21 protein-coding genes are annotated in these 17,731 nt (G+C 36.9%); 11 read left to right on the top strand and 10 right to left on the bottom strand.

Going from position 1 to position 17,731, the window contains the following annotated elements:
• Nucleotides 1-182: 182 nt before the first annotated feature.
• From DSM02_RS08360 to nadD, 9 genes are all read left to right on the top strand, one after another.
• Nucleotides 183-1,160: a sugar phosphate isomerase/epimerase family protein gene (locus DSM02_RS08360; RefSeq protein ID WP_128759691.1), complete on the top strand. Its 978-nt coding sequence runs from the start codon at nt 183-185 to the stop codon at nt 1,158-1,160.
• Between the two features lie 16 nt (nt 1,161-1,176).
• A complete protein-coding gene (locus DSM02_RS08355) occupies nt 1,177-2,406 on the top strand; it encodes a nucleoside permease (protein WP_128765191.1) in 1,230 nt (409 codons plus the stop codon).
• A gap of 2 nt (nt 2,407-2,408) precedes the next feature.
• Nucleotides 2,409-3,560, top strand: coding sequence for a Gfo/Idh/MocA family protein (locus DSM02_RS08350; protein WP_128765190.1), 1,152 nt, complete (start codon nt 2,409-2,411; stop codon nt 3,558-3,560).
• 56 nt (nt 3,561-3,616) lie between these two features.
• Nucleotides 3,617-4,672: a sugar phosphate isomerase/epimerase family protein gene (locus DSM02_RS08345; protein WP_128765189.1), complete on the top strand. Its 1,056-nt coding sequence runs from the start codon at nt 3,617-3,619 to the stop codon at nt 4,670-4,672.
• A gap of 8 nt (nt 4,673-4,680) precedes the next feature.
• A complete protein-coding gene (locus DSM02_RS08340) occupies nt 4,681-5,427 on the top strand; it encodes a DUF1080 domain-containing protein (RefSeq protein ID WP_128765188.1) in 747 nt (248 codons plus the stop codon).
• Nucleotides 5,428-5,430: 3 nt separating this feature from the next.
• On the top strand, nt 5,431-6,237 hold the full coding sequence (locus DSM02_RS08335; RefSeq protein WP_128765187.1) for a 3-keto-disaccharide hydrolase: 807 nt from the start codon (nt 5,431-5,433) through the stop codon (nt 6,235-6,237).
• 130 nt (nt 6,238-6,367) lie between these two features.
• Nucleotides 6,368-7,228: a YicC/YloC family endoribonuclease gene (locus DSM02_RS08330; protein ID WP_164918264.1), complete on the top strand. Its 861-nt coding sequence runs from the start codon at nt 6,368-6,370 to the stop codon at nt 7,226-7,228.
• 1 nt (nt 7,229) lies between these two features.
• A complete protein-coding gene (gene gmk, locus DSM02_RS08325) occupies nt 7,230-7,805 on the top strand; it encodes a guanylate kinase (RefSeq protein WP_128759684.1) in 576 nt (191 codons plus the stop codon).
• A gap of 2 nt (nt 7,806-7,807) precedes the next feature.
• Complete coding sequence (gene nadD / locus DSM02_RS08320) at nt 7,808-8,392, top strand: nicotinate (nicotinamide) nucleotide adenylyltransferase (RefSeq protein ID WP_128765186.1); 585 nt, start codon at nt 7,808-7,810, stop codon at nt 8,390-8,392.
• 39 nt (nt 8,393-8,431) lie between these two features.
• Here nadD and lysM read toward each other — a convergent pair whose 3' ends face one another.
• Both lysM and DSM02_RS08310 read right to left on the bottom strand, forming a co-directional pair.
• Nucleotides 8,432-8,926 carry a peptidoglycan-binding protein LysM gene (lysM, locus tag DSM02_RS08315; RefSeq protein WP_128765185.1) on the bottom strand — a complete coding sequence of 165 codons (495 nt, stop codon included), beginning with the start codon at nt 8,924-8,926 and terminating at the stop codon, nt 8,432-8,434.
• 276 nt (nt 8,927-9,202) lie between these two features.
• Complete coding sequence (locus DSM02_RS08310) at nt 9,203-10,123, bottom strand: nicotinic acid mononucleotide adenyltransferase (protein WP_128765184.1); 921 nt, start codon at nt 10,121-10,123, stop codon at nt 9,203-9,205.
• Between the two features lie 279 nt (nt 10,124-10,402).
• Between DSM02_RS08310 and DSM02_RS08305 the strand changes: the two genes are divergently transcribed.
• Nucleotides 10,403-11,392, top strand: a complete 990-nt coding sequence (locus tag DSM02_RS08305) for an NAD(P)H-dependent glycerol-3-phosphate dehydrogenase (protein WP_128765183.1) — start codon at nt 10,403-10,405, stop codon at nt 11,390-11,392.
• Here the strand turns inward: DSM02_RS08305 and DSM02_RS08300 are convergent.
• From DSM02_RS08300 to DSM02_RS08285, 5 genes are all read right to left on the bottom strand, one after another.
• Nucleotides 11,389-11,784, bottom strand: coding sequence for a hypothetical protein (locus DSM02_RS08300; protein WP_128765182.1), 396 nt, complete (start codon nt 11,782-11,784; stop codon nt 11,389-11,391). The two genes, DSM02_RS08305 and DSM02_RS08300, sit on opposite strands and share 4 nt — an antisense overlap.
• Before the next feature lie 2 nt (nt 11,785-11,786).
• On the bottom strand, nt 11,787-11,954 hold the full coding sequence (locus DSM02_RS20345) for a hypothetical protein (protein ID WP_164918263.1): 168 nt from the start codon (nt 11,952-11,954) through the stop codon (nt 11,787-11,789).
• Nucleotides 11,955-11,990: 36 nt separating this feature from the next.
• Complete coding sequence (gene pheS, locus DSM02_RS08295; RefSeq protein WP_128759678.1) at nt 11,991-13,007, bottom strand: phenylalanine--tRNA ligase subunit alpha; 1,017 nt, start codon at nt 13,005-13,007, stop codon at nt 11,991-11,993.
• 103 nt (nt 13,008-13,110) lie between these two features.
• Complete coding sequence (locus DSM02_RS08290; protein WP_128765181.1) at nt 13,111-13,806, bottom strand: hypothetical protein; 696 nt, start codon at nt 13,804-13,806, stop codon at nt 13,111-13,113.
• A 31-nt stretch (nt 13,807-13,837) separates the two neighbouring features.
• A complete protein-coding gene (locus tag DSM02_RS08285; protein ID WP_128759676.1) occupies nt 13,838-14,194 on the bottom strand; it encodes a hypothetical protein in 357 nt (118 codons plus the stop codon).
• 149 nt (nt 14,195-14,343) lie between these two features.
• On the opposite strand from DSM02_RS08285, the gene DSM02_RS08280 reads away from it, so the two are divergent.
• Nucleotides 14,344-14,889, top strand: a complete 546-nt coding sequence (locus tag DSM02_RS08280; protein WP_128765180.1) for a CvpA family protein — start codon at nt 14,344-14,346, stop codon at nt 14,887-14,889.
• A 47-nt stretch (nt 14,890-14,936) separates the two neighbouring features.
• On the opposite strand, the gene DSM02_RS08275 is transcribed toward DSM02_RS08280, so the two are convergent.
• From DSM02_RS08275 to DSM02_RS08265, 3 genes are all read right to left on the bottom strand, one after another.
• Entirely contained in the window at nt 14,937-16,535 is a 1,599-nt protein-coding gene (locus tag DSM02_RS08275) for a SulP family inorganic anion transporter (RefSeq protein WP_128765179.1), read from the bottom strand.
• A 150-nt stretch (nt 16,536-16,685) separates the two neighbouring features.
• Entirely contained in the window at nt 16,686-17,315 is a 630-nt protein-coding gene (locus DSM02_RS08270; protein ID WP_128763057.1) for a carbonic anhydrase, read from the bottom strand.
• 113 nt (nt 17,316-17,428) lie between these two features.
• Nucleotides 17,429-17,683 carry a hypothetical protein gene (locus DSM02_RS08265; RefSeq protein WP_128765178.1) on the bottom strand — a complete coding sequence of 85 codons (255 nt, stop codon included), beginning with the start codon at nt 17,681-17,683 and terminating at the stop codon, nt 17,429-17,431.
• Between the last annotated feature and the right edge of the window lie 48 nt (nt 17,684-17,731).

The following is a 17,731-nucleotide window of genomic DNA, read 5'->3' as shown; positions in this document are numbered from 1 at the left end:
GTTTAATACTACTCACTTTTATTTAGTTTTTAATAAAATAATCTAGCCTATGCTATCAAATATATAAATTTTAAGTTATTTTTTAGGTAAACTAAAAAAAGTATAATTTAGAGAACTTATATATTTATAGGGGGTTCGCACGTTTCAGCAATCCCTCGCAAACAACCTAAATTGCTAATTCAATGAACATTAAACTCGTATTGGCGGCTCTAATTTCGGTAGCTGTTTTATCGTGTAAAAGCGAAAAAAAAACTGAAAAAAATACAAATGAAAGCGTTGTAGTAGCCGAAAAACAACCTTTTTTCAAAATTTCTCTGGCCCAATGGTCGCTTAATGAAGCCATAAGAAGCGGAGAAATGGACCCCTTAGATTTCGCAGAAAAGGCTCACGAAATGGGTTTTGAAGGTATTGAATATGTAAGTCAACTGTATACTCCTTTGATGGAAACTTACAAAAACGATCAGGTTGCACTTGATTCTATTCTTCCTAAAATGAAAGCTAAAAGTGAAGAATTTGAGGTAAAAAATGTACTCATTATGGTTGATGGTGAAGGTAATCTGGCAGCAGCGTCAGAATCTGAGCGTAATCAGGCAGTAGAAGATCATAAGAAATGGGTAGATGCCGCAAAATATTTAGGCTGTCATGCCATTCGCGTAAATCTTATCGGTGCTGCAGATAAAGAAATCTGGAAAACTAGTGCTATTGATGGTCTGGGTAAGCTCGCAGATTACGGCGCAACTCAAAACATTGAGGTCACCGTAGAAAATCACGGCGGGTATTCGTCAAATGCAGCACTACTTATGGAAGTCATCAATACCATTGATAAAGAAAACTGCGGTACGTTACCAGACTTTGGAAACTTCTGTATAGAACGGAAAAATGGTGAAATGTGGGATGCTCCTTGTGTAAAAGAATACGATAAATACAAGGGAATAGAAGAAATGATGCCTAAAGCTCTTGCTGTAAGTGCTAAAACCTATGACTTCAATGAGGCTGGTGAAGAAACATCAATGGATTTTACAAAAATTCTACAAATCGTAAAAGATGCTGGCTACACCGGTTTTATAGGTGTAGAATATGAAGGAGAAAATCATACTCCAGAAGAAGGAATACTGCTTACTAAAGAGCTTTTAATCAAGACTGCTCAAAACTTAAAATAATCACTAAAATAAATACATGAAACCACTTGTTCGATTTCAATTATCACTAATGATGTTCCTCGAATTTTTTATTTGGGGAGGCTGGTTTGTAACCTTAGGAACATTTTTAGGAAACAATTTAGAGGCTTCCGGAGCACAAAGTGCAATGGCATTCTCTACACAGTCTTGGGGGGCAATCATTGCTCCTTTTATTATAGGGCTTATTGCTGATAAATTTTTTAATGCAGAACGTATTTTAGGCGTTTTACATTTAGTTGGTGCTTACTTAATGTATCAAATGAGCCAGACCACAGATTTTGCTGTGTTCTATCCGTATGTCTTAGGATATATGATTGCTTATATGCCCACTTTGGCTTTAGTCAATTCTGTCGCCTTTAGGCAAATGAACAACCCATCAAAAGATTTTGGATGGATTCGTGTTTTTGGGACTGTAGGCTGGATTGTGGCAGGTTTTATAATTAGTCTTTTGGGCTGGGATTCACAAAGCGGAATTCAAGACGGACTATTAAGCAATACATTTACGATGACTGCCATTGCTTCAGCATTTTTAGGAGTTTTCAGCTTTTTATTACCTAAAACACCACCTATTAAATCCGATGAAAATCAATCTATTTTAGAAAAAACAGGATTGAGCTCTATCACCATGCTTAAGAATAAGAACTTTTTAATTTTCTTTGTTTCATCAATCTTAATCTGTATTCCATTAGCCTTTTACTATCAAAATACTAATCCGTTCCTAACCGAACTGCAAATGGAAAATCCAACACTTAAACAATCTATAGGACAAATTTCTGAAGTATTGTTTATGCTTCTAATCCCTGTTTTCCTGTTACGCTTTGGCATCAAAAAAACCTTACTCTTCGGGATGTTGGCATGGGTAATTCGATATGTATTATTTGCTTTCGGAAACGCAGATGAGCTTTCGTTTATGCTCTTAATAGGGATTGCTTTACACGGAGTTTGTTATGACTTCTTCTTTGTTTCAGGACAAATTTACACAGATTCTAAAGCAGGATCGAGCAACAAGAGTGCTGCTCAGGGACTTATAACACTAGCCACTTATGGAGTAGGAATGTTAATAGGATTTTGGGTTGCAGGCCAGATTACAGATAATTATCTTGTGGGAGAAATACACGATTGGAAGACAATTTGGTTATATCCTGCGGGCTTTGCTGCGCTAGTATTTGTGTTCTTCCTGATCGCATTTAAAAATGAAAAAATAGAATATAAAGGCGAAAAAGTATAACGATGAAAAAATTAAAAATGGGAATGGTCGGTGGCGGCCAGGGCTCTTTTATAGGCGATGTACACAGACGTGCATCTCGAATTGACGGAATGATTGACCTGGTTTGTGGTGCTTTTAGCAGCAACCCGGAACGCAGTATAAAATCTGCCGAAGCTTTAGGTGTAGCTACAGAGCGTGCTTACAAAAGCTTTGAGGAAATGATTGAAAAAGAAGCCGAACTTCCTGAATCAGACCGTATGGATTTTGTGTCTATTGTGACCCCAAACCATATGCATTTTCCTCCCGCAAAATTAGCGCTAGAAAAAGGTTTTCACGTGATTTGTGACAAGCCGGTTACCTTAAGTCTGGAAGAAGCTTTTGAGCTTCAAAAAGCGGTAAAAAAGAGCGGAAAAATTTTTGCTCTAACACATAATTATACCGGTTATCCAATGGTGAAACAAGCTCGCTTGATGGTTGGTAACGGAGAACTGGGTGCTATTCGTAAAGTGGTAGTGCAATACCTGCAAGGGTGGATGTCTACGGCTGTAGAAGAAACCGAAAATAAACAAGCTTCTTGGCGTGTAGATCCTAAAAAATCTGGAATTGGCGGTGCGCTTGGAGACATTGGCACTCATGCCGAAAATCTAACCGAATACATTACCGGAAAGAAAATCCTGGAACTTGCGGCAGATCTTACCAGTTTTGGTGCCGGCCGTGTGCTGGATGATGATGGTAATATTTTGTTGCGTTTAGAAGATAACGCAAAAGGAACTTTAAGTATTTCTCAAATTGCAACCGGTGAAGAAAACAATCTTGCTATACGCGTTTACGGTACTAAAGGTAGCGTGGCTTGGTGTCAGGAAAACCCGAATGAATTAACAGCCTACTGGTTAGATAAGCCAAAGCAAATATTTACGCCTGGCGGAAACGGCACTTACCCAGAGTCTACAGAATATACCCGGGTTCCTCCTGGGCATCCTGAAGGATACCTAGAAGGTTTTGCTACCATTTACAGAAGTTTTGCTAAAGAAGTACTTGCAGTAAAAGATGGTGCTACTTTTAGTGAGCGACCAGATTTTCCAACCATTGATGACGGTCTAAGAGGTATGCAGTTTATTTATGCTGCTGTTGCTTCTAATGACAATAATGCTGCTTGGGTAAGTTTAACAGAATAACAACTTAAAGCAAGCGTCTCGATGAGGCGCTTGCTTTTTTATAAATACAAACAACTATGAAAACCATTAAAGGCCCTGCAGTCTTTCTTGCTCAGTTTATGGATACTAAAGAACCGTTTAATACTTTAGACGGTTTGTGTAAATGGGCGAGCGAATTAGGCTATAAAGGTATTCAAATACCTACGTGGGAAACTCGCTTAATAGACCTTAAAAAAGCTGCAGAAAGTAAAACCTATTGCGACGAACTTAAAGGCAAAGTAAATAGCTACGGACTAGAAATAACTGAACTCTGCACGCACCTTCAAGGGCAACTTGTTGCTGTACACCCTGCTTATGATGAGATGTTTGACAACTTTGCGCCAGATGGCTACAAAAACAATCCAAAGAAAAGACAAGAATGGGCTGTAGATCAATTGATGTGTGCTGCTAAAGCCAGTAGAAATCTAGATATAGACGTTCACGGCACCTTTAGTGGAGCTTTGCTTTGGCATACCTTTCATCCGTGGCCACAGCGCCCACCGGGATTGGTAGAGTTAGGTTTTAAAGAGCTGGCAAATCGCTGGATGCCTATACTGAACGCCTTTGACGAGCAAGGCGTAGACGTGTGTTATGAAGTACACCCGGGAGAAGATATTCACGACGGAGTAACATTTGAGCGCTTTTTAGAAGCTACCGGAAACCACAAACGTGTGAATATATTATACGATCCCAGTCACTTTGTGCTTCAGCAATTGGATTACATTCAATACATAGATTTTTACCATGAGCATATTAAAATGTTTCATGTAAAAGATTCAGAATTCAATTCTACCGGAAAGAAAGGAGCTTTTGGTGGTTATGGAGATTGGATAGACCGTGCCGGTCGTTACCGCTCTCCGGGTGATGGGCAGATAGATTTTAAAACTATTTTTACCAAATTAACCGAATATAATTGTGACGTTTGGGCTGTTATGGAATGGGAATGCTGTATAAAATCCCCAGAGCAAGGAGCTCGAGAGGGTGCTCCGTTTATCGCCAGTCATATTATTGAAGCAACAGAAAAAGCCTTTGATGATTTTGCAGGAGCAGAAACTGACGAAGCTAAATTGAAACGTATTTTAGGAATTAATTAAAACAAATCATGAAAAAACTAATTTTATCAGTTGGTCTTGCGACGGCCCTTTTTACTTCTTGTAAAGAAAAAACCGAAGAATCTAAAACTGAAGATGTCGCAGTAACAACTACCGAAGAAACACAACCTGAAGATAACGACTGGGAAGTTTTATTTGACGGAAGTAATTTAGACAAATGGCATGCTTATAATGGCGAAGCTCCAACACAATGGGCAATCGTTGATGACGCCTTAGTTTTCACACCTGCAGAAAACAGAGAAGGAACCGAAAATCTGGTAACAAATGAAAAATATACCAGCTTTATTTTAACTCTGGATTGGATGATCTCTGAGGGCGGAAACAGCGGTATTATGTGGGCTGTAGAAGAAAACCCAAAATATCATGAACCCTATGCCACAGGGCCAGAAATTCAGATACTAGATGATGAGCGTCACCCTGATGCAAAAGCAGGAACCACGCACCGCTCAGGAGCTTTATACGATATGATTGGTGCCCCTGAAGGTGTAGTAAACCCTGCCGGAGAATGGAACAGTTATGAGATCACAATTGATTACAATAACAATAAAGGTATTGTTGTAATGAACGGTGAAGAGGTCGTGACTTTTCCGGTAAAAGGCGAAGAATGGAAAGCAATGGTAGCTGACTCTAAATTTGCAGACTGGGAGGCTTTTGGCAAAGCCGAAACTGGCCTCATTGCTTTACAAGATCATGGGCATCAGGTTTCTTTTAAAAACATAAAAATTAAAAAACTTTAAGTTATGAATAGAAATCTAATCCTTCCATTTCTTGTTGCAGGTATGCTTTTTTCATGTAATGAATCTGCAGAAAAAAAGAGTGATGAGACAACCACTACTGCTGAAGACACCACCAAAGTAGCAGAAGAAGCTCCCATCACAGACCCTGAAGCTACAGAAGTGTGGGAGCCAGAACCTGCTGTAGTTTCTTTTAACGATAAAGAGGTTCCTTCTGATGCAATCGTTCTTTTTGACGGCAAAAATTTAGATGCATGGGAAAGCACTAAAGAGTCTGTTGTAAATGCGCCTTGGCAAATCAATCAAGATGGTTCGATGACAGTTGTAGGTGGCACCGGAGATATTGAGACCAAAGAGAGTTTTGGAGACATGCAGTTGCACATAGAATGGCAAGCTCCTCAAGTTATTGAGGGCGAAGGTCAAGGTCGTGGAAACAGCGGTATTTTTTTACAGGGATTATATGAAGTTCAAGTGCTTAACAGCTACGAAAACAGAACCTACTCCAACGGACAAGCAACTGCTATATATAAGCAAAGTATTCCGTTAGTAAATGCTACAAAACCTACAGAGCAATGGCAGACTTATGATATTATTTATCATCAACCAGAGTTTGATGCTGACGGAACTAAAACTAAATCTGCTACAGTAACGGTTTTGCATAATGGTGTTTTAGTACAAGATAACACCGAGATAAAAGGAACCACAGAGTATATAGGAAAGCCTAAAAATCCTGCACACGGTGAAGGCCCTATTAAATTACAAGATCATGGTAATCCTGTAAGTTTTAGAAACATCTGGGTGCGTAAATTATAGCAATCTATTTCATTATAACAGCTAGATAATCCCGTATACTTCATATACGGGATTATTAATTTATACGATAAACAGTAAGCATAGTAACAAGCCGATAGGTTTTGCTATCTTTGCCGTTTAAATATTTCGCATGATTAAATCTATGACCGGTTTTGGAAAATCTGTAAGCCAGCTTCCCACTAAAAAAATTACTATTGAAATCAAATCCCTAAATAGTAAAAATCAAGACCTAAATGCCAGAATACCTTCTTTCTACAGAGAGAAAGAGCTAGAACTAAGAAATCTGATTGCTCAAAAATTACAGCGTGGTAAAATAGATTTTAGTCTCTATGTTGAATTGAATGGCGAAGAAACCAGCAGCTCTATCAATACTGATGTTGTTAAACAATACATGAAGCAGTTACAAGCTGTTACTCCAGACGCCGCGCCTATCGAACTTCTTAAGATAGCAACACGTTTACCAGACGCTTTAAAAACAGAGCGTGATGAGATTGACGAAGAAGAATACCAGACTATTTTAGGAGGGCTTAATGAAGCTCTAAATGCAATAGAAACATACCGTGCCGATGAGGGAAAGGTACTTAAAGAAGACTTTGAACTTCGCATTAAGAACATCTCTACTAATCTTGAAGAAGTTATAACTATTGATCCTGAGCGTATGCAAGGAGTTCGTGAGCGTCTTACAAAAGCTGTTAGCGATCTTAAAGCTGAGGTTGATGAAAACCGCTTTGAGCAAGAACTCACTTACTATTTAGAAAAATACGATATCACCGAAGAAAAGGTTCGCTTAAACAACCATCTGGAATATTTTATAAGCTCCCTAAATTCTGAAGATTCTAATGGTAAAAAGCTTGCTTTTATAAGCCAGGAAATGGGTCGGGAAATCAATACAATAGGTTCTAAGTCAAATTACGCTCCTATGCAACAGATCGTTGTGCGCATGAAAGATGAACTAGAGAAAATTAAAGAGCAACTTCTAAACGTACTTTAAAATGGCTGATACAGGAAAACTTATCGTTTTTTCTGCACCTAGCGGAAGTGGTAAAACCACCATCGTAAGATGGCTTCTTGAAAAAAAAGAATTAAATCTGGAATTCAGTATTTCTGCAGCTTCGCGCGAAGCAAGACCTAATGAAAAGCACGGAGTAGATTATTATTTTCTCTCGCTCAAAGAATTTAAAAGACGCATTAAAGATGATGAGTTTTTAGAGTGGGAAGAAGTATATCGCGATAATTTCTACGGAACTTTAAAAAGTGAAGTAGAACGCATATGGAAGCTTGGCAAACATGTGATTTTTGATATTGACGTGGTAGGCGGTTTAGATATTAAAAAGTTATATCCCGAGCGTACTCTGGCTGTTTTTGTTAAGCCACCAAGTATTGAAGAGCTTAAGATAAGACTCAAAAAACGTAAGACTGAGAGTGAAGACCGCATTAATATGCGTGTTGCAAAAGCCAGCATAGAACTTGCTACAGCTCCACAATTTGACTACATCATAGAGAACAATGATTTAGACACAGCACTTGCAGAAGCTTATGAACTAGTCAAAAAGCACGTCAAGAAGTAGATATGAAAATTGGACTTTATTTTGGGACATTTAATCCAGTACACGTAGGGCATTTAATCATTGCAAATCATTTCGCAGAATACAGTGACCTCGACAAAATCTGGATGGTAATTACCCCTCATAATCCATTTAAAAAGAAAAAAACACTTCTAGATAACAATCACCGCTATCAGCTAGTACTTGAGGCTGTTGAAGAATATCCTACTATTGAAGCCAGTACTATTGAATTTAATTTGCCGCAACCCAATTACACAAGTAATACGCTAGCGCATTTAAAAGAGAAATATCCACAACACGAGTTTTGCCTGATTATGGGCGAAGACAATTTGCGCACCCTTCATAAATGGAAGAATTATGAAGTGATTTTAGAGCATCACGATATCTATGTATATCCGCGTATTGCGGACAGTAAGGATCAAACGCAACACGAAATATTAAAAAACAAGCGTATTCATATTATTGAAGCCCCGGTTGTTGAAATCTCGTCTACCGCTATTCGTAAAGCAATAAAGGCCGGCAAAAATTGCCAGCCTTTATTACCACAATCTGTATGGCGGTATATTGACGAAATGAACTTTTACAAATAAAAAAGCTTCAGTATTTATTGAAGCTTTTTTATTATGACTTTAATCTAAATTCGGGATTCGCAACATCTGTCCCGGATATATTTTGTCTGGATCTTTAAGCATTGGCTTATTTGCTTCAAATATTACAGGATATTTCATTGCATTGCCATAAAATTTCTTTGCAATTTTACTTAATGTATCACCTGATTCTACTGTGTGAAACTGTGCTTCTGGTTCTTTATGCTCAACCTCCATTTGATCATCTACCTGAGCAATACCTTCTACATTACCCACAACAAGTACTACTTTTTCTTTTGTAGTCTGATCTTTAGCTTTACCTGTTACTGTTGCCTTCTCACCATCAATAGAGATATCAAGATTTTCAACCTCAAGACCTAAATCGCCTATTGTTTCTTTTAAAGAAGCCTCTGCTTTTTTATTTGCGGCAGCTGCGGCTGCGGCCACTTCAGCCTTTTTTTCTGCAGCTTCTTCAGCTGTGCTTTTACCGATGCCTATTTTTGCTCCTGCATTTTTAATGAATGAAAATAATCCCATTTTTGTGTTCTTTAGTTAGTTTCTGTTACAAAGATTCAATTTACAAAATACCGTCTTAAGCTATTAATAATGCCTACTTAAATGTATGTGAATGTTTACAGCTGATTCTTAGTAAAATACTTCGGGGCAGGCTCACGAGGTATTCGTTAGAAACAAATTTTCAATTTTGAGGCAAGCCTTGGGGTATTAACCCTTTTGGCGGTGCTAATAAAAATCGCCCTGTGAATAACTCAACAGGGCGATCTCAACTAACCAACCAAAAAAATCTTCTATTGCCTATTTAGTTAACGCTTTTATCGTCTTAATATTTTGTTCTATTTCGCTTTGCTTTAAACGACTCTTACCTTCTGAAGGTGTTTTATACTGAATGTAGCCTTTACCTCTAAAACGGTATTCTGTTCCTGAAGAAGGGTGATACAAAGCAATGGTTGCATCATCTACTATTGAAAGTTCAAAGAATTCATTTGCAAAATAATCATAATCTAATGTCAACGTTTTTAACAATGCATTGTTCTGTACATCCTGTACTTCATAAATACCGGAGTAATCCCAATACAAGTTATTTACAGAAGTACCACGTACATCTTGTGAACTCTGAAAATTTCCTCCGGAATTTGCTGGCAAAAACTGCAAGAAATTTTCGGCATCAAATTCATTTATTGAGCCTGAAGCACTGGTATATATTTTTTCCCAGGCAGCATATTCCTGCAGAAAAAAATGAATATTGTCATAAAACAACCGGTCATAATCAAACGTATTACGCTGGTACCCCTTTAATATATAGGAGGTATTTGAAAAGCTATTGTACAGCTCAAGTGTATTAGTATTCAATACACGTATTTCAAAAGAATAAAAACCATCTATATCGTGACTGATGTCTAAATCATAATCAAAGATATCATAGTAACCGATCTCTATACCATAACCGCTACCTTGATCACCTATTCCTGCCAGGTTGTTATTTGCCATTACTGTTCCGCTTAAAAAAGACAGTGTAAAAGCTTTTTCCATAAAAGGGATGTTGCCATTACCTTGAGTCTGGTTGATATCTACATACCAAAGCTCATAATCAGCAAGCACTCTAGAAAGAGGTACAACCGGTTCTAAAACTTCATCTTCTACATATACATCTGTATAACAAGATGTGAATACAGTAAGTATTAATAAAAATCCGCTAAGTAGTTTTAATGTACTCATAATTGTTCGTTTTTAAGTTTGGTGCTCTTGCGATCACAAAAGCTGCAATTAGATTCTTAGCGTTGACGTCATGCTCTGAATTGTGTTTTAACATATTCAAACCGCGTGCCAAAAAATTATTAAAGTGGTTTTCAAGATTTTAGGTGCGGTCTAAAATCTGTACCTTTAGATATTAAATTTTGAATAATGAAATTCAGTTAAAACCTTGCGGTAACTGGGTTTATAAGTGATATAGATCACGATATATTTTAATTCCACAATGTGGAAAAATTAAAAATTATGACCTTAAAATTTGGTGTTATAGGAGGTGGAAGCTGGGCAACGGCGATTGTAAAAATGCTTTCAGAAAATGTAGAAGAAATAGGTTGGTATATGCGCAGTGTTTATGCTCTTGAGCATTTAAAAAAAGAAAAACACAATCCTAATTACCTGAGTGCTGTAGAGTTTGACACCACCCGATTGAAACTAAGTAACGATATTAATGAGATTATAGAATACGCAGATTATCTCATTTTTGCAGTGCCATCTGCTTTTGTGGGTAAAGAATTGGAAAAGGTTACCGCTAGCTTTAAAAACAAGATTATTTTTTCGGCGATTAAAGGGATTGTACCAGAAACCGGGCAAATCGTTGGCGCTCATTTTCACAAAGAATATGACATTTCTTTTGAGAATATTGGTGTAATAACAGGCCCCTGTCATGCGGAAGAAGTAGCGCTTGAACGTCTTTCTTATCTAACTATCGCTTGCGCTGATGAAGAACACGCTCAAGTGGTTGCAGACCATCTTAAAAGCTGGTACATCAAAACGACAATTAGTGATGATACTATAGGTACAGAATATGCCGCAATGCTTAAAAATATCTATGCAATTGCTGCCGGAATCGCACACGGCTTAGGTTATGGTGATAACTTTCAGAGTGTGTTGATGAGCAATGCGATCAGAGAGATGAAAAAATTCATAAAGAAGGTTCATAAAATGAAGCGTAACATCAATGATTCTGCCTACTTGGGAGATTTATTGGTAACGGGTTATTCTGTATTTAGCCGTAACAGAATGTTTGGCAATATGATAGGAAAAGGATACACTGTAAAAAGCGCTCAAATGGAAATGAGTATGGTTGCTGAAGGCTATTACGCAGCAGAAAGTGCCTATAAAATCAATCAGGAATTGGGTGCAAAAACACCCATAATAGATGCGGTTTATCAAGTTTTATACAAAGGAAAAGATCCTAAACAAACCTTTAAAAAGTTAACAGATAAAATAGATTAGCTCGCTAAAACTCCTTCTTTTAGCATAGAAGGAACCGGACCTTTGTTTTTATCTTTGATGCTTCCGCCAGGAAAAATAAATTTCTTTTCAAACATTTTTCCGTCTAGAAAATAGGTGACTGCAAATTCATTAGTCAGCTCTAAAACACTATCCTCTATAAATTCAATTTTAGCAAAAGACTTTGCAGGCAAAATTTGCAATTTATGTCGCATCTGGCTGGTTGTTTTCTTCTCATTATAACCATTAGAAACGATAAGAACAAGTTCTAATGGCTGCTCTGAATCATTTATGATATAAGCATTCCAATCATATGTACGATGCGCCTCATTAAACTCTTTAACTGCCGCTACATAAACGTCTTTAACCTCAGGAATGTTGATGTCTTTTCGCATAGTTAGTCGTCGTTAACCTTCCACATAATCCATAAGGCTAATAGCGCGAGCGCCATTATACCCAAAAAAATGCTTCCTATAACAATCTTAATTGCTGCTATGACAAAAGTCAAATAGGCAACACCAGCTAATGCGATAAGAAGTATCGCAATTACAATATACTTTTTCATAGCAAATATTTATTTCTTTCTGAATTGAATCAGATATTACAATGCACTCTTAAACTGGTTCAGGAAACGCAAATCATTCTCGCTTAATAAGCGTATATCTGATATTTGGTGCAATAATAAAGCGATACGATCTATCCCCATACCAAATGCAAAGCCACTGTATTCTTTAGAGTCTATACCACAGTTTTCTAATACATTAGGATCTACCATACCACAACCCATAATTTCTAACCAACCGGTTCCTTTTGTCATTCGGTAATCGGTTTCTGTCTCCAGACCCCAATACACATCAACTTCTGCACTAGGTTCTGTAAATGGAAAGTAAGAAGGTCTTAAGCGAATTTTACTCTTACCAAACATCTCTGTAGTAAAGTGCTGAAGTGTTTGCTTAAGGTCTGCAAATGAAACATCTTTATCTATATACAAACCTTCTACCTGATGAAAAAAACAGTGTGAACGCGCTGAAATAGCTTCGTTACGAAAAACTCTACCAGGAGAAATTGTACGTATAGGTGGTTTGTTTCCTTCCATATACCGCACTTGTACCGATGAGGTATGTGTACGCAACAGAACGTCTGGATCTGTCTGAATGAAAAACGTGTCCTGCATATCACGAGCCGGATGGTATTCCGGTAGATTCAACGCGGTAAAATTATGCCAGTCATCTTCAATCTCAGGACCTTCAGAAACATTAAAACCTATTCTTGAAAAGATATCAATAATCTGATTTTTTACAATTGAGATAGGATGGCGAGAACCTAAAGTGATTGCATCACCGGGTCTGGTCAAATCACCATAAGTACCTTTTTCTTCTGCTGATTCTAGACTTGCCTTAAGCGCATCTACTTTATCTTGAACCACAGTTTTAAGGGTGTTCATTGTTTGCCCAAACTCTTTCTTCTGCTCGTTAGGGATGTTTTTGAATTCTGAAAAATACTGATTAAACAGTCCTTTTTTTCCTAAAAATTTAATTCTAAAAGCTTCCGCTTCTTCAAGTGAGGTTGTAGTAAAAGCCTCTGCTTCCGCAATTAATTCTTTTATTTTATCTAACATAATTCTTCTTCAATCCCATTTTTGGGTTTTAATCTGCGATAATTTTTGCATTATAAACAGCTTCTAGAAAAGTGTTCTTCACGCAATTTTAGAAGTCACAAATTTAGGAAATATCAACGGCTTCGGCTTTATTGTCCCGGTAAATATATTGCAGGATAAAGAATACTGCCGTACCACCTAGTAGATGCCAAAGCCAGTGGGTTCCCATCCAGAAAAACTCAAAATCAAGCCGTTTATCTAAAAACCGAAATAAAACTGCTAGACCAAAAATCACAAATGCTGTTACCACCGGCCTAAGGTGTCGTCCATTTGTTTTTATTAAATATCCAATGACAGGAATCAAAATGCTTAACGCGCTTATGAGATAACCTATGTTGTGCTCTAATTTAACCGGAAGTGGTAAATACCGCAAACCGATGAATGCAGCACCAATTGTACTAATAAAAATGAGGCGTTTTCCCCAGGTTTTTTTCCATTTAAAAATAAAATACAGCACTGCTGCAAAACTGAGTCCGCGAATGGGCACCCAGTCTAAAAGCAACCAGGCTTCTTCATTGCGCAAACCGTGATAGAGTGTACCGCCCACATAGCCTATAAATACAAAAGGCAAAGCGATTATTAAAAACCACTGATTTCTAGGCTTTTTGTAAATTTTTATACCAAAGTAAATTACAATAAACAAAAAAATCAGATTACTATACGTGTTGAACGGTTCAACAGGAAATCTGCCAGCAATTGTCTCTTTGTAAATAGGGCCGGTATCGTTAGGAAAAACTTCCTGTAGCAGGGCTAGTAGCATGGTTTAGACAAACTCATTTTATTCAATTCTTTTAATGCACGAGTTCTTTTTCAACAAAATATTGAACTATTGCTTCTTTCATCAACAAAGTCTGTTCACCAGCCTTTAAAGGTGGTAAAGCTTCTAACATTTCGTAATGAGGCCATCCATCTTCATCTTGAAAATCAAACTTATAAAACCCAAAAGGCTCTAATAATCTGCATATTGCTATATGCATCAGATTGAGTTTATCGTCTTTTTTAAAGCGCATTCCCGGTTTACCCAACTCCTGAACACCAATTAAGTAAATAATAGCATCCAGATCTAATTGTTCTCCATCTGCAAAACGGTCAGAAAGTTTACTCACGATCTGGTCCCACCGCTCTTTTAATTGTTCATCTCTTGCCATGCCGCAAATATAGGTAAGAAGCTACAATCTAATACCACACGTAAGTTTACTAATCAATAAACCTTTATAATTTAACTAATGATTAAGCATACTCCTTTTGATCTCAGCACAACAAGAGGGTATATTGGGCAAAATAGTATCTTTAACCTATGAATTATCTAGATATCGTAATCGGAATTTTACTGATTTTTGGGCTCTTTAAAGGTCTAAAAAATGGATTGCTAATTGAAGTAGCTTCACTTATTGCCTTAATTTTAGGAGTGTATGGTGCTATTCATTTCTCATATTATGCTGTAGAATTTTTAAATGAAAAAGTAAGCTGGAGTGAACAAACCATAAATCTCGCTGCCTTTGCCATAACATTTATCATTATTGTTTTTGTGATCACTTTAGCTGGGAAAGTGCTTACCAAAGTGGCTTCATTTGCTATGCTGGGTATCGTAAATAAAATTCTGGGCGCAGTCTTTGGACTTCTTAAAACGGCCTTTATTCTTAGTGTGATCCTTATGTTTCTTGCTGCAATGACAAACACTTTAAATATTATAGATAAAGAGACAAGAGAACAATCTGTTCTCTATAAAACCATAGAACCCTTAGGCCCTTTATTTCTTCCCAGTATTTTAAAGGAAGTCGATGAGTTTAGAGACAGGAATGATCAAGATGAAAATAATTCCTTAGAGCTTCAATCTGCCTAAAACGAAAAACCCCAAAAAGAATTGTTCAGGGATTTTTAATATAGGTTTTATCTAGTAACTTTTAAATTCTCTTTTTTTTCTTGATTGAAAAACATCTCATAATCTTTAGGGTTTTCAATAATTCCACGTTCTGAAATTATTTTCACATCAATATTTTTATCGTTTGCTTTATACCTAAAGTCATCAAGAATTTCAATAATATCATGATCTAAATAGCGCGTTTTACGCACATCTATTTCAAGGAATGAGTCATCACCCAACTTATTTAATTCTTTTAAAATAGCACCTTTATTAATAAAGCTTACCTCTTCTGCTAAAGTCATTTTTACTACTTCTTGACCTGTTTTTTCCTCTTTTCTAATATGTAAAAAATGAGAATTCTGATAATTCTTTATAAGTATCACAACAATCCCTACTGCAAGCCCCAGACTGATTCCTATAAGTAAATCGGTAAAAACAATCCCCACTATTGTAATTACAAAAGGTAAAAATTGTTTCCACCCTAAATCCCACATGCGTTTAAATGTTGCTGGTTTTGCCAACTTATACCCTACAAGTAAGAGCACAGCTGCCAATACAGACAAGGGGATCAGGTTTAAAACATTGGGAATAAGAATCACAGATATGAGCAATAAAAAGCCGTGAATGATCGCAGACATTTTGGTTTGTCCTCCTGACTGAATATTAGCCGAACTGCGCACAATTACCTGAGTAACCGGTAAACCTCCTATCATTCCTGAAATAATATTACCAGCTCCCTGTGCAAAAAGTTCGCGATTGGTAGGTGTTGTTCGCTTCTTAGGGTCTAACTTATCTGTTGCTTCAACACATAGAAGTGTTTCTAAGCTCGCAACTAATGCAATTGTAAAAGCTGTTATCCAGATTTGTGGCTCCCCTATAACTTTAAAATTAGGAAATGTAAATTGACCTATAAATGAATTAAAGTCATCTGGAACAGGCACTTTAACGAGATGTTCTTTTGAAATACCCCAAGTTTCAGAATCCTGAGTAAAGACAAAATATAATATACCCAGAACGACAGCGACTAAAGGTCCCTGCACTAACTTAAAAACCTTCCCTTTATTACCTAAAACTGCTTCCCATAGAACCAGAATTGCCATTCCTATAATTGCAATTAAAGTTGCCCCAAGACTTATACCATCAAAGACTCTGGCTATTTCAGTAAATGTATTCCTACCATCAACCTGAGCAAATGCTAAATCACCCACAGGGTCTGCATCATACCCAAAAAAGTGAGGGATTTGCTTTAAAATAATAATGATACCTATACCAGTAAGCATTCCTTTAATTACTGAAGAAGGAAAATAATATCCAATAATCCCTGCTTTAAGAACTCCAAATAGCAACTGAATTACTCCACCTAAAACAACAGCTACTAAAAGATTCTCATAACCTCCCAGACTTGAAATCGCCACTAAAACGATTGCGGAAAGACCCGCAGCAGGTCCACTTACTCCTAAACTAGATCCACTTAAAGCTCCTACTACGATACCACCTACAATACCTGCAATAAGACCTGAAAATAATGGTGCTCCACTTGCAAGTGCTATACCTAAACACAGCGGTAGTGCTACAAAAAATACAACAATACTAGATGGCAAGTCGCTCTTTAAATGTTTAAACATAGTTTTAATTTTTAATTTGTTAGTTTTTTTTCAATACTGTAAATTTTAAGATCATTACAACTTATGAAGAGTACAATTCTGTCAAGTATATCCAACTTTTAAATAAAGAATCCAGAGCAGCTAACTACTACTCTGGATCAATACGTTTCTTTATTCGTCTAATCGATAAATTTCCATGATGTTCTCGAGAATTGCATCAAAGTCAATTTTAAGATCGATCAATTTCCCAGAGTGGATGTCAAATACCCATCCGTGAACCGTAAGGTTTCTATTGCGAATCGCCTTTTGTACATCGGCAGTTTTAATCACATTTACACACTGCTCCTGCACATTAAGCTCTACAAATTTTTTATAGCGCTCTTCTTCATCTTCAATAAGGCTCAATTCATCTTTGTGAATACGGTAAACATCTCTGATATTTCTTAACCACGGGTTTAAAAGCCCGAGATCAGCAGACTGCATAGCTGCTTTTACACCTCCACAGTAATAATGACCACAAACCACCACGTGTTTAACCTCTAGATGCTCTACAGCATAATTGATTACAGACATCGAGTTTAGATCTGTGTTAGGTACCATATTAGCAATATTTCTATGTACAAAAACATCTCCGGGACCTACGCCCATTAACTCTTCAGAAGAAACGCGGCTATCGCTACACCCTATATAAAGGATCTCAGGAGATTGCCCCTGAGATAATTTTTTAAAATATTCAGGCTCAATATCTAAACGTTCCTGAACCCACTCCTTGTTGTTCTCGAATATTTTCTTAATATCCATGCTATTTGTTTTTTGGTTATAAATAAGAATTATAAAACGCTGATATGCGCTTTAGCTATTGAAACTATGAATAACTTCAATGACAATCTATTAATAAGTCGCTAAAATAAAAATTAAATACTTTTAGGAGGAGGGAAGACAGGGTCAAGATAACCGCTGCTTAATAAAAATCCTTGATAGAAAGTGGGTTGCAAAAATCGCTCAGATTCCTCATAGTAGTAAACTACAAAGTCTTGTTTTACCTTTAGATCTTTTTCAAAATCATAGGTTCCGTCTGCGCTTTTTTCTTCTTCTGAAATTGTAAGCGCGTAGTCATAGTCATCCTGTTGCAAAATAGATACAACAAAAGGCGTGACTAAAAAAGACACAAATATTATTATAAAAAAATACGATTTACTAATCAAAACCTGAATTAT

The sequence above is a fragment of the Leeuwenhoekiella polynyae genome (assembly GCF_004104075.1).
GTDB classification, from domain to species: Bacteria; Bacteroidota; Bacteroidia; order Flavobacteriales; family Flavobacteriaceae; genus Leeuwenhoekiella; species Leeuwenhoekiella polynyae.
The sequence above is the reverse complement of the archived record's forward strand: the minus strand, read 5'-3'. Positions and strand labels throughout refer to the sequence as shown.